A 12,772-nucleotide genomic window follows, 5' to 3' on the forward strand; every position below is an offset into this window, starting at 1 on the left:
CATCTCTCGCAAGACGATGTGCGAAGTTCAGCCTGGTCGTGCTTCACGAGCGCGCAGGCGTAGCGAGAGGCGGCCCGGTGCCGCGAGGGACTGGAGCCGCAGGCTCTCCCTTGAGGGTGGTGGAGGGAGACGGGCGGGACCGAAATGATGCAAAAAACACGACCTAGCTGTGGGTGAGGCCCAAGCCATCACTCAGTGAGACCCGTGCTGTCTCATACCGGACGGTCCTATAGACGCCAAGCGAGGCCGAGATCGGCCCTGAGATCGCGAACGACATCACGGACCTGGTTCTCCAGACGCTGCCGTCCCTTGTCGCTCCAGCCCGCGGATCCGGCGCGCCCTTCGGGCGAGGCCACAAGACCGCATCCTGAACCTACGGAGCTCGGGTCATGAGCAGGGGGATCGGACTGTACTCCAGCACCCTGGAGCTGACGCTGCCCAACACGAACTTGGACAGGCCCACGCGAGCGTGACTGGTCAGGGTCGCCAACGCACCGGGACGTTGGCCGAACAGCTCGGTGAGGTGCTCGGCGGGATCGGCGCTGGTCACGACCGTGGCCCGGGCCGCCAGACCGCGCTCCTCCAAACGGCTGGCCGCTGCCAGCAGTGACGTTTCGAGGTCGGCCCCCTCGGACGGGGCGACGTGCACCAGTTCCAGCCCCAGCTTGAGCTGGCGGGCCCAACTCTCAGCGGCAGCCAGACTGGCCACATCGCGCGATCCCCCGTCCTGGCAGACCACGGCCTGTTCGAAGAGGGCGTCAGTCTCGCCCGGCTGGTAGCACGGACCCACCATCAACACCGGTTCGGGGACGCGGTGCAACACGTGCTCGGTCACGCTCCCCACCACCAGGCGTGAGACCCGGTCACGGTTGTGGGTCGCCATGCACACCACCGTGCCCGTCTCTTCGGCGACCGTGTCGACGATCACCTCACCCGCCCACCCCGAGCCCACCACGGAGACCTCGACGTGCTCATAGGCAAGGTCCGCGGCGATGTCGTCGATGTCCTGGGCCCACTTGCCGTTGACCCGGTCATACACCGTCATCAGTTCCACCGGAACCTGCAAAGCACGGGCGATCTTCAGCGCCGGGTCAAGGGCCGATGCCGCCTCGCGCGAGCCGTCCAGCGGCACCAGCAGACGCGTGATCGCGGACGGTGCCACCGCAGGCGGGTGCCTGCGCCGTCCCAGCCTCACCGCCACCGATAAGCTCCTTTCGAAACCACCACACCGCTGACGACGGGGGACAATGTCCGTTCAACTGCCTGCTGATGAATGGATTCTGGCAGCTGGACTCCTGCTGATAGCGGCCATCCTAGCCGCGGGGTTCGCCAGCCGGATACGTATGCCCGGCCTGTTGCTCTTCCTGGCCTTGGGCATGCTCATCGCCGACGACGGGCTGGGTCTGGTCACCGTGAACGATCCCCGCCTGGCCCAGATCGGCGGGACCATCGGCCTGCTGTTGATCCTGTTCGAGGGCGGTTTGACCACCAAGCCCGGCGACGTGCGCCGTGCGGCGGCCCCCGGGCTCTTGCTGGCCACGGTCGCCGTCGCCGTGACCGCCGCGGTCCTGGGGTGGGGCACCTACCTGTTGCTGGACGTGGAACCGCTCACCGCGTTCTTGATCGGCGCGGTCGTGGCCTCCACCGACGCGGCGGCGGTGTTCGCGATGCTGCGCAAGGCACCGTTGCCCCGCAGGCTCGCCTCCCTGCTGGAGGTGGAGTCCGGCGCCAACGACCCGATCGCCATCATGCTCACGGTCGGACTGATCGCGACCTGGCAGGGCACTCCCACCCCTACGGACTGGGTGGTGTTCGCCCTGGTGCAACTGGGCGGGGGGATCGCGGTCGGCGTCTTGGCCGGCTTCGCCGGTAGCTGGCTTTTGACCCGTATCAACCTGGGGCCCGCGGGTGTCTACCCCGTATTGGCGCTGGGGGTGGCCGGGCTCTCCTACGGTGCCGCCGCGATGCTGGGGGCGTCCGGGTTCCTGGCCGTCTACGTCACCGGCCTGATCGTGGGGGCACGCGCACCGTTGCACCGACGAGGGATCCGGACCTTCCACGAAGGGCTGTCCAACACCGCTGAGGTGGGACTGTTCCTCATGCTGGGGATGCTGGTCTTCCCCTCCGAGCTGCCCGCCGTCGCCGCGCCCGCGCTGGCCGTCACCGTGATCCTGGTGCTGGTGGCACGCCCGATGGCGGTGGTGGCGTCCCTGGTGTGGTTCGGCTACAGCTGGCGGGAGCTGGTGTTCATCAGCTGGGTCGGTCTGCGCGGTGCGGTGCCGATCGTGCTGGCCACCTTCCCGTTCGTGGCCGGTTATCCCGATGGTGCGCTGATCTTCAACGTGGTCTTCTTCGTGGTCCTGGTGTCGGCGGCGGTCCAGGGGGTGAGCATTCAGACGGTGGCCCGCTGGCTCGGGTTGGCCCGGGACGGCGACGACCATGCCCTCACCCCGGTGGCCACGGATTTGCCCCTCACTGACGTCAACACCGAGCTCATCGAGGTGCGCGCCACGCCCGGCCTGCACATCGTGGGTAGGCAGTTGGATGAGTTGGACCCTCCGCATGGACTGGTGACCACCATCGTGCGGGGCTCGCGTGTGCTCGTTCCGACCCCGCACACCCGGATCCGCGAAGGGGATCTGATCATCCTCGCCATGCCTCGTCGCCCCGATGCCAGCAAACTCGTCACGGCATGGGCCAAGGGAGAAACAACGCCGTGAGGCCTTCGCTGGGATTGTGAACCCGCGCGTGGAGTGGAGTTCCCTTCGAAAGGACCGAGCCTTGTCGGGCTCACGCGGGACTTTCGGCCTCTCCACCGTCTACGGCTCAGAGCTCATCTCAAAAGCCCTGCGAGACGGCTCCGGCCTTGGCATGCCCACTTACTTTGAGCGATGTGTTGCCCGACGGGTTGTGAGAGACCGTCCAACCCCTGCTGCCCCGCCACCGAAGACCGGCCGACCCCGCGTGGACCAACGTGCGGTGCTGACCACCGTGCTTTTCGTCCAGACCTCGGGCCGCTCCTGGGAGAAGACCGACGGCCTGTTCGGCGTCACCCGAACCACAGCGCACCGATGGTTGAAAGACCTGGACAGAGACGGGCCTGTGGCCCCGTATTCACCAGGCCATCCTGGACGAGCTGGGCAGACGCGCCCTGCTGGACTGGTCCCGCGCCACCGTCGACTCCCAGCCGAGCCGCGCCAAGAGAAGGGGAACACACGGGGCAAACCCCACTGACCGCGGCAAACCCGGCTCCAAGCTCCACCTGCTGTGCGACGACCAGGGCCTTTGGTGACCTGTTGAGGTCCTAGACTGCCGCCCCGTCAGTCAACCGCACCGCCAACAGGACGACGTCGTCGTCATGCGCGGCACCGGCGACCTTGTCAGCGATCTCTCCCAGCAGAGCAGACAGTGGCTCGCGGGTTCCGGATGCGAGCATGTACGCGGTGTGGGAGATGGCCGCGTCCAGATCGTGTCCCCGGTGTTCGACCAGCCCGTCGGTGAACAGCAGCAGAGTGCTACCCGGCTTCAACAGCCGCTGGTGGTCGGTACGGGGCCAGTCCGGGATATCAGGGTGGAAGAGCAGGTTGTGCTCGCCCAATTGATCAGTCTTGCCTTCGGCAGTGGCGACTAGGGGCGTCATGTGGCCGACGTTGGTCCAGGTCAATAGCCATCCCTCTGGCTGTGGTCTCAAGTAAGCGTGCAGCATCGTGCCGCTGGCGTGGACGCCCAGTTCCCGATTGGCGTGCTCGAAGGCTGTGATGGCCCGCACGGGCCCGTGCCCGGTGTGGTCTATGTCGGCTTGGCGCAGCATGCTGCGTACCTGGCCCATGAGCGCGGCGGCGTGGATGTCGTGGCCGGTGATGTCGCCGACGGTGAGCGCCACCGCCTCGCCCGCGTCGTTTCCGGGCAGGGGGTAGGCGTCGTACCAGTCGCCGCCCACCATGTCCTCCTGGGCCGCGGGGCGGTAGAGCGCGGCGATCTCTAGACCGGGGATGTCGGGGAGGTCGGTCAGCATGGCCTGCTGCATCGACCGGGCGGACTGCACGCGACGGTCCACGAACACCGCCCGCTCCACCGCGCGGGCGGTGTATCCGGCGAGGGAGCGCAGCATGGCGCGCTCCACCACGTCTATCTCGTGGGGGCTGTCCCACCCCAGCACGAGCGCACCCAGGGGTATGTGCGTTCCGGGAAGCGGGACGCACACGGCGCTGGACAGCCCCAGCAGGGAGAATGCGGCGCGCGCCTCGGGGCTGTAGTCCCGCAGCGCGTCGGTGTCGGGCACCTCCACGAGGGTGTTGGTGCGCACGGACAGGGTCGTGGGCCAGTCGCTGTCCAGTCCGTACTCCTCGTAGGCCACGTCCATGGTCGAGGGGTCCTCGGCGTCGATGACGCGGCGTATCCGGTCGTCCTCGACCAGTGCCAGCCCCACGTAGACGGGTTTGAGGTCGCTGGTGACCAGGTCCTTGATGGTGCGCCGCACCTGGGCCAGGCCGGTGGTGTCGGCCAGGTCGTCGGCGGCGCGCAACAGCAGCTGGGAGCGCTCGAAGGCGCGCTGGGCCTGACCTCGGACCTTCTGGGCGCTGCGCGTGAGGATGTGCAGGCGCAGTTCCCCGCTGCAGGCCAGACCCAGGTCGCGCAGTGTCTCGCGGTCCTGATCGCTCCAGGCGCGGGGCGCGGTGTCGACCGCGGCCAGGATGCCCAGCACGTTGTCCCGGTCGTCGGTCAGCGGCATCCCCGCATAGGCCACCATTCCGAGGCCGTCGATGGCACCGGAGACGCAGCCCGAGGGGGCGGACCGGACATCGTCGCACATGATCGGCTCGTCCGGGGCCGCCGCGTGACGGCGTAGCGAGTTCGGCAGCGGGCTCTGGCGGGAGGAGGCCCACGGCTCTTCCAGGCCCACCATGCCGGGGAAGACCAGGCGGTCCTCCTCCAGGAGCGAGACCAGCGCCACCGGGGCCCCGAGCGCGTGTGCGACCAGGCGTGCGAAGCGCTCCATGTCCTCGTGCGGCTCGGCGCCCAGACCGGTACGGGCTAGGGCGCGCAGGCGTCCGACGTCCGCTGGCGCACCGGTTCCACCGGGGACCATGTCGTCGTTGTTCACTCACTCCACCATCCCACGCTGTTCGACAAAGGCGGGCGTCCAGCGCTACGTACCGAGCGTATTGGCGTCCGACAATGATCGACGGACGAAGCAGCCACGTGACGATAACGGAAAGGGTGTGAGGAGCGTTCGATCCTCGGGCGGCATGCTCGGAGGAGTAGCAGCCCACGGCCGCCGCCGACCGTATCGCTCCGAGGAGCACCCTTCCTGTGGGGCAGAGCGCCCGGGTCTGTTCGCTGACACAGAGGCCGCGGGCGTCGTCGTCCCCTGCGCGTTGTCCGAAGACCACCCCGCTGGCAAACGCGAGGACACCGGGAGCGCGGACGTAAGCCCCTCAGCACGCGGGGCCTGGGGACCCGGACTCCAGGCGGGAAAGGAGAACGAAGGAGGAGACGTGCGGAGCTCGGGAGGCTGCGGTCCGGCGGGGGCGGCCGCGGTGAGAGGAGTACGTACCCTCAGAAACGACTTCGGAGGCCACCGAGGAATATTCCTTTTACCATATGCAAACTATCGGCCGATGCGCACCCATGGCAACCTCAGTAAGACGCACGAAATGCCGCTGCGCCTGGTGGGCCACCCCCGTGCGCCCACGAGGCACAGCAGCCATTTTTCCTGTCTGCCTCAGGTGGGTTTACACGGAAAAGAGGATCCCCTAAACCATCCACGAGCATACCAGGGCACTGGTCCTATGCCTGCGACGTTTCCTTCTCGATCCGTGCGTGTACAGACCACTCCCGGCGAGATCGAGCTGAGCATGGTCTTCCCCAGCTGAATCGTGAGCCGAGCCTTCGACCTGGTGGGCATGGCTCCGGCTGGCACCCGTCTACCAGAGCCTGTACGAGGCGCGCTTCGCCACACGCAAGTGTGTGCTCTCTGCCGGAGTCCGGCCCTCGTGGCGTCCTCCGACTATGTTCGGCGCCTCCTTCATGAGCGGGCGTTGCCCTGTGCCATCTCCTCGCGCAGCTGCCCCAGGACACCCTTGAGGAGACGGGACACATGCATTTGGGAGTAGCCGAGGCGGTCGGCGATCTCGGTCTGGGTATGGTCACCGAAGAAGCGCAGGAGGAGGATCTCTCGCTCGCGTTCGGGCAGGCGGGCCAGGGCGGGCTTGATCGACTCGCGCTGGACCACCAGCTCCAGCCCCTTGTCCTCGCTGCCCAAGTGGTCCTCCAACCGTGAGCCCTCTTGGCCGTCAGAGTTGGATGCATCCGGCGCGTCCAGCGACAGGGAGCGGTAGGACTCCGAGACCTGGATGAGCTCGCTGACCTCACCCTCGGGCAACCCCATCTGTTGGGCGAGGTCGCGGACCGTGGGAGTGCGCGCATGGGTCTGCTGGAACTCACCGATCACGCGTCGCAGCTTCGTCCGGTTCTCCTGGTGGCGTCTGGGCACGCGCACGGCCCAGGTGTGGTCGCGGAAGTGGCGCTTGACCTCTCCGGTGACCGTGGGCAGCAGGTAGGAGATGAACGGTTTGCCGCGGTCGGGGTCGTAGCCGTGGATGGCTTTGACCAGCCCCACCATAGCGGTCTGTTTCAGATCGTCCAGCTGCTCTCCTCGCCCCCCATAGCGGCGCGCGATCTTGTTGACCAGTGGTTGGTAGAGGACCACAACCCGCTCACGAAGTCTGGTCGCTTGGGGATCTCCTGCCTTCAGGCGTCCGAGTGCGGACAGGAGGTCCTCGGCCGAGGAGTCCTCGTTTAGGACCGGTCTGTGTGGTCTGGGGATGACGGGTGTGTGGTCGGTGGCCTTGTGTGACGTGTGGGAAGCGATGGTGGACAAGAGGAACCCCCTGGTGCTCTGTCCTGCTGTTGCCTGATGTCTGCCTGGGCGGCAGCGGTCCGACGGCACGGCCCCGCCCTTGGCCGAGGTAAGAAGCTGCGGTCCGGCGGGATGATCGCGGTGCGAGGGTTACGTTCCCTCAGAAATGGCCTCGAAATCCATGGAGCGAAATTTTTCTGTCATATAGAAAGTATCCTGCCAAGGGAAGGCATAGTTGACCCAACTAGGCAAGCGAAAGGCCGCTGTGTCCGTGGATATTCCCCTCGTTCCCACGGGCGCAGCGACCGCATTCTTCCGCTCAGATGGCGCCTTGTGCAGGTATTTGATAATCTACCCCACACGAACAAATCCAAACCCTATTGCCACACTTTTCTATTTATCGAACGTGTGTTCGGTATATTTTTGCTGGGCATGAAAGTATTGGCTCATAATAAATTTCCCTGGGTGCCGGTGCAAGGCCCTCGTTTTGCCTGTGAGGTCGGCATGTTAGGGCTTGTCGCAGTGGGGATCTGCGGGGCGGTGCCTGCGGGGTCCTTGGGAGCGCGCCACGGGGATGTCTTGAACCAGTAGCTTGAGCGCGGTGATGCCACCTGGGCTGACCGCCGAGACCGTGCAGAGCAGGGGGGAGGCTCTGGTGGCCGCACAATAAGTGGAATTGGGGTCCGGGCTTACCGTGATCAGTCGAGTTTGTCCCCGTGGCCCGCGACCAGTCCAACAGGGCACGTCGGCCCATCTCGTTCAGGACCGCCTGGTGGATCCGGGGGCCCAGGCCGTTCTCGACCCAGGTCTGAAACCAGCGGTGAGCGGTGGCGTGCTTGGCGCCGGATAAGCCATCCGCAGGTTTCCATGAGTATCCCGATATCTGGACGGACAGCACTGTGGTCAGTACAGAACGCTGGTCCAAGCGGAGATATCCGGTCTTCGAAGGTAGTGGCAGCAGCGGCTTCATGGCCTCCAGAGCTAATTTGTCAGTATATCACTCATGTGCGGTGATCGTGCTAACTCTATGGTCCTGCCGCTGGCATTTTGAGATGAGTTCTTAGGGTGCTCCGGCGTTCTGCCCCTCGGGGCGAAATGCGGGATCTCTGATTTTCGCGGAGGAGGTCTGGCTCCGTTCGCATCGGGAGGCGCTGGGACGCAAGTACGCCCTCCACCAGCACCCCGAAGACGGGTTTCCCTCGCTCAGCGTTCGCCAGGGACTCGCCGCTGGCCTGTACAGGGAACTCGTCGGCGCACGCCCCAACGCCCTGCCCGCAGGCAGAGTCGTAGTAGGTCTGCTCATCGAAGCCCTTACCCGCAGGAGGAGGGCTGAGGAGCCCACGAAGGCTGCGGAACCAGCAGACGATGAGTGAGTACGATCCTGAGTCTTCCTTTGCCCCGGGCCGGAGCGGATTCGTTGATGAACGCCCAGTAGCGGGGTGGGTCGAAACGGTTGAGGATGCTCTGGCGCTGGATCCGCGCGTCCACGTGGCGTCGACGGCGTCGACCTGCCGCCAAGTCGACAACGTGCCGAACCACCATGTCGACCCGTCTGGACCGCCGCCTCCCCCTCCGGAGGGACACGCGGCCCGCCCGGCCGGGCGGGCCGTCCAGGCGGGCCGTGCAGTTCTCCTCCGCGACGGCAGCGGACGTAAAGTCAGCCACCGCGCTTTCGATGGTGTCGATGCCTCGTCCCGTCCGGCGCCGATCCGAGCCAGGCGGTTGACGTCTTTCGTGCGGTGGCCGCTGCCGCCCCTCGGAGCCGTGGACGTACGGTCCTCCCCGATGTGTTGAGGGGCTGGGCGCGGATCACTTTCGGACGGACGAGAGGGCGACCCCCGCCAGGATCAGGGCCGTGCAGGCGACCTGGGCGCCCGTGATGGGTTCGGCGATGGTGAAGTAGGCGAGGACGGCGACGCAGACCGGCTGTAGGTAGTAGACGACCCCGGCGCGGGTGGCGCCGACCAGCTCCACGGCCTTGTTCCACAGGAAGAACGCCAGCGCCGAGGACACGGCTCCGATATAGGCCAGGGCGGACAGGGTGCCGGTGGTGGGAACGAAGCCGCCTTCCACGACCAGGGAGACGATCTGTGCGGGCAGCAGCATGACCAGTCCGAACAGGACGGTCGCGGCGAGGAACACCACGGCGGGGATCTGCTGGGGCTTGCGCTTGAGGAGGGCGGAGTACGCGGCGAAGGTGAGCATGGCCGCGAGCATCCACAGGTCCCCGGAGGCGAATTCCATGTGGATCAGCGCGCCGACATCCCCCTTGGTGATCAGGGCGACCACACCGGCGAGGGCGATGAGCATGCCGGTGATGCGCAGGGGCGAGAGGCGTTCTCCGCCGACGACGGCGAACACGGCGATCGCGACGGGGGAGGCCGCGGCGATGAGGGCGAGATTGGTCGCCGAGGTGGTGTGCCCGGCGATGTAGACGAGGGTGTTGAAAAGCGTGACGCCGAGCAGGCTGACGAGCGCGATATAGCGAACGTGTCGGCGGATGGTGCGGCGGTGCTCCCACAGGCCCCTGGCCGCGAACGGCGCCAGGACGGCCAGGGCGATCGCCCACCGCCAGAAAGCTGTTTGGACGGGAGGGATCTCGCCTGAGACGGCACGGGCGATGACGAAGTTGCCCGACCAGATGAGCGTTGCCGCCCCCGCTAGCACAGGGCCCGCCCATGCCGCCGACCACAGGGCGCGGGAGGCCGCTGATCCAGAGGGCCGTCGGGCGGAGGGAGGTTCGGTTGCGGTCAAGAGGGGGTGTTCTCCTTCGGGTCAGTGGTGGGGGCCGTGTGTCTGTCAGCTCCACCCGGCACTGTCGGCTGGGGCCGTGGCCCCGAACGGATCCGCCTGCGCCGGACAGTGGCCTGTGGGCTTGCCGGGGCTGAGACGCCGGGCGGCGTGATCACGGGGTGGAAGGTGCCGCCGGGCTGTCGCCCTCGGAGGCCCCGGCGGACACCACCTCCGCGATCCGGCGGTTGTTGAGCCAGGGCAGGACAGCCGGGGCCAGGAGGACGACGACCGCTCCCGCCACCGCGAAGGGCCACGACAGGCCGAGCGTCCTGGCCAGGAGACCGCCGAGGAGGGCGCCGATGGCGGCCGCACCCATGGAGAGGGTGCGAAATACAGCAGTAACCCGGCCCAGCATACGGTTCGGGATCAGACGTGCCCGCAGGCTGACGGTGGTGACCGACTGCGCCGTCACGACGAATCCGTCGACCGCCATCAGGGCGGTGAGCGCCACCACGTCGTCGACGAGACCAAGGCCCATGGTCGCGAGTCCGGAGGCGAGTGTCGTCCACAGGACGGCCGTGTCAGTGCGCCGATCCTCGCACCGAACGCGCCGCCGAGGACGGCGCCGACCGCTCCGCCCGCCAGCACGAAGCCGTAGGCCGCGGCGGTCGAGCCGAGCCGCTCCACGACGGTGAGGGCGAGCAGGCCGTAGACGGCCGCGCTGGCCAGGTTGCCGATGGTGAACAGGGCGCACAGGGCGATCAGCATCGGCGCATGAGCGAACCCTCTGATGCCCTCCCGTAGGTCGGCGGAGAAGGAGGAGGCCGGGGTGGCCGCCCGCCTGCGGTACATGGCGGGTAGCAGGAGCGTCAGCGCCAGGGCGACGGCGTAGCCGGCCGAGCCGAGGACGAAGGGCGCGGCTATGGCCATCCCCGTGAGCACGCTGCCCAGAGGCGGTCCGACGAAGCTGTTGGCGAGGGTGTAGGTGGCCTGTAGACGTCCGTTGGCCCGTTCCAGGTCGCGGTCGTGGACCATGCTCGGCACCAGGGCCGAGGAGGTGTTGTCGTAAAGCGTCTCGGCGAGGCCGAACAGGAACGCCAGCCCGTAGAGCATGGCTATGTGGAGATGGCCGGTGGCCAGGGCCGCTGCCAGCAGCCCGACTCCGACGGCTCTGAGAAGGCTCGCCGCGCGGAGCAGGAGCACGCGGTCGACGCGGTCCGCCAGCGTTCCCATCGGCACGGACAACAGGAGCCAGGGCAGGTACTGAACAGCGGTGATCGCGGTGATCGCGACCGGGTCCCGGGTGAGTGTCAGCGCCACCAGGGGGACGGCGGTCAGCAGGAGGCCGTCCGCGAGATTCGAGGTCGCGGTCGCCGCCCACAACCTCCGGAAGCGCTGCCACGCGCCGTGGTCCTGTTCCTGGCCGGACATGGTGGCCTTCCGGAGTCGACGACGGGGTGACAGCGGATCCGACAACGCACGGCCTCAGGAGCCAATGGGGGCAAAGAGCACAGCCGACCAGCGTTTTCGTGTGCTTTTCACTCCCCTGGCCGGGCGCGTTTCGCGGCCTTCCCCGGTTTCCCTCCGGATCCGCCTGAGCAGAGAACGCTAAAGACGGTGCGTGTGACGCGCAAACCGTTTTCTGGGGACATGCGGCCACCCGGGCGCAGAACGCGGACCGCCTCCACCACGGAATCTCCCGAACGGGGGCTGATCGCTGTCCGTCCCGAAGCGAAGGCCGGAAACAGTGTTATTCGCTCCCATGAAGGTGCTGTTCCGGGACTGGGGCGAGACCGTTCCGGCGGGGACCGTCCGCTTGTGTCGTCCGCGTGCGTCGTCGGCGTCGACCTGCCGCCAAGTCGACAACGTGCCGAATCACCATGTCGACTCGTCTGGACCGCCGCCCCGCCCTGGCAGAGGCTCCGGGAGCTCCGCGGCCTTCCGGCGGGCGGGAGCCGGGCCTCGGCGATGACCGGTCAGCCTTCGTGCGCCGTGATGGCGTAGCCCTCGGGGCCGGCGAAGGTGAACGCCCGGCCGAAGGGGTCTCCCCGGGCGGGCTGATGACGGAGACCCCCGCGGCGGCGATCCGGTCGTGCAGCTCCTGGGCGTCCGTGGTGCGCATCCGCAGGGCCACCCCGAGGCCTGGCCGAGCGACGCTGTCGAGGTCCACGCCCGGGAGCGGCTCGCGGACGGCGGACGGGACCGGCTCGGTGGTGAAAACCACCGCACCGGGAGGTGGGGCCGGTGCCCGCCGCAGTCCGAGGCGCTCTTCGCGGAAGGCGGCCGCGACGCGGACCTGATATCCCGGCCCGCCACCACCGACCACGGCCGTGCCCTTCCCGCGCATCTCACCGAGGAGGGCCGCAGCCGTCTCGCCGCGGCCCGGTCCACCGTCTACGCCATCGAACGGCGCATGGTCGACGCGATCCCGCAGCGGCGCCTGGACGCTCTCATCTGTGATCTTGACCGCATGGCGGCGGCCCTTGGTGATTGATCAGGGGCGGATGAGGCCTGGGCGGCGACGGTTTCCGTCGGGTGGGGCGGGTCGCGAGACCGAACCGCTCACGGCTCCGTCCGAGAAAGGTCCGTGTCGGCGAAACGGGCGGGCGGCCGCGCCCTCCGAGAAGCAATCCTGTGATATGTTCAAACGAGTTGCAGTTGTGGTTCCCGCTTGACTTTTGTGTCGGTCGGCCCCGTGGTCGGACCTTCTCCATCGTTAGCACCACTCGGGAAATCATCGCAGTGGCGTTGGGAAACCCGCACGGGGCGGAGTTTCCCATACTGATGTGAGGAAAGTCATAATGACTACTGGCACCGTCAAGTGGTTCAACAGCGAAAAGGGCTTCGGCTTCATCGAGCAGGATGGCGGCGGTGACGACGTCTTCGCCCACTACTCCAACATCGATTCTTCCGGTTACCGGGAGCTCTCCGAAGGCCAGTCCGTGCAGTTCCGGGCGACGCAGGGGCCCAAGGGCCTCCAGGCCGAGAGCATCACCGTGATCTAAGGAGCTCCGCTCCGTCCGACGGGGGCCCGCTCTTCGCGAGCCGGCCCCCGTCCGGTTCTTTGTTTCGGCTTGGTTTCTGGCCGTCGTCTGTCTCGACTGGCACCAGCCTTCCGCGCCCCGCCGCGTTTTCTGCATGGGTCGTGGACCACCGTCTTCTTGGCGCGCCACGCGC

10 protein-coding genes are annotated in these 12,772 nt (G+C 67.4%); 3 read left to right on the forward strand and 7 right to left on the reverse strand.

What is annotated here, in order from left to right; genetic code table 11:
• Positions 1-373 precede the first annotated feature (373 nt).
• The gene (locus tag AC0T5L_RS23285; protein ID WP_476167609.1) at positions 374-1,201 is read right to left on the reverse strand and encodes a universal stress protein; all 828 of its coding nucleotides are present in this window, start codon (positions 1,199-1,201) and stop codon (positions 374-376) included.
• Between the two features lie 46 nt (positions 1,202-1,247).
• Between AC0T5L_RS23285 and AC0T5L_RS23290 the strand changes: the two genes are divergently transcribed.
• Positions 1,248-2,720 carry a potassium/proton antiporter gene (locus tag AC0T5L_RS23290; protein ID WP_476167610.1) on the forward strand — a complete coding sequence of 491 codons (1,473 nt, stop codon included), beginning with the start codon at positions 1,248-1,250 and terminating at the stop codon, positions 2,718-2,720.
• A gap of 584 nt (positions 2,721-3,304) precedes the next feature.
• On the opposite strand, the gene AC0T5L_RS23295 is transcribed toward AC0T5L_RS23290, so the two are convergent.
• From AC0T5L_RS23295 to AC0T5L_RS23320, 6 genes are all read right to left on the reverse strand, one after another.
• Entirely contained in the window at positions 3,305-5,104 is a 1,800-nt protein-coding gene (locus tag AC0T5L_RS23295; RefSeq protein ID WP_476167611.1) for a GAF domain-containing SpoIIE family protein phosphatase, read from the reverse strand.
• A gap of 924 nt (positions 5,105-6,028) precedes the next feature.
• A complete protein-coding gene (locus AC0T5L_RS23300) occupies positions 6,029-6,883 on the reverse strand; it encodes a SigB/SigF/SigG family RNA polymerase sigma factor (RefSeq protein WP_476167612.1) in 855 nt (284 codons plus the stop codon).
• Between the two features lie 1,290 nt (positions 6,884-8,173).
• Complete coding sequence (locus tag AC0T5L_RS23305) at positions 8,174-8,404, reverse strand: Scr1 family TA system antitoxin-like transcriptional regulator (protein ID WP_476167665.1); 231 nt, start codon at positions 8,402-8,404, stop codon at positions 8,174-8,176.
• Positions 8,405-8,671: 267 nt separating this feature from the next.
• Positions 8,672-9,616, reverse strand: a complete 945-nt coding sequence (locus tag AC0T5L_RS23310; RefSeq protein WP_476167613.1) for a DMT family transporter — start codon at positions 9,614-9,616, stop codon at positions 8,672-8,674.
• Between the two features lie 151 nt (positions 9,617-9,767).
• Positions 9,768-10,133 (reverse strand): MFS transporter, encoded by a 366-nt coding sequence (locus tag AC0T5L_RS23315; protein WP_476167614.1) that lies wholly within the window; start codon positions 10,131-10,133, stop codon positions 9,768-9,770.
• Positions 10,088-11,026: an MFS transporter gene (locus AC0T5L_RS23320; RefSeq protein WP_476167615.1), complete on the reverse strand. Its 939-nt coding sequence runs from the start codon at positions 11,024-11,026 to the stop codon at positions 10,088-10,090. Before AC0T5L_RS23320 ends, AC0T5L_RS23315 begins: the two co-directional genes overlap by 46 nt.
• A gap of 661 nt (positions 11,027-11,687) precedes the next feature.
• On the opposite strand from AC0T5L_RS23320, the gene AC0T5L_RS23325 reads away from it, so the two are divergent.
• Together AC0T5L_RS23325 and AC0T5L_RS23330 are read left to right on the forward strand one after the other, a co-directional pair.
• Positions 11,688-12,089: a hypothetical protein gene (locus AC0T5L_RS23325; protein ID WP_476167616.1), complete on the forward strand. Its 402-nt coding sequence runs from the start codon at positions 11,688-11,690 to the stop codon at positions 12,087-12,089.
• Positions 12,090-12,396: 307 nt separating this feature from the next.
• On the forward strand, positions 12,397-12,600 hold the full coding sequence (locus AC0T5L_RS23330; RefSeq protein WP_476167617.1) for a cold-shock protein: 204 nt from the start codon (positions 12,397-12,399) through the stop codon (positions 12,598-12,600).
• The last annotated feature ends 172 nt before the right edge of the window (positions 12,601-12,772 follow it).

The sequence above is a fragment of the Nocardiopsis sp. TRM 82005 genome (assembly GCF_056312425.1).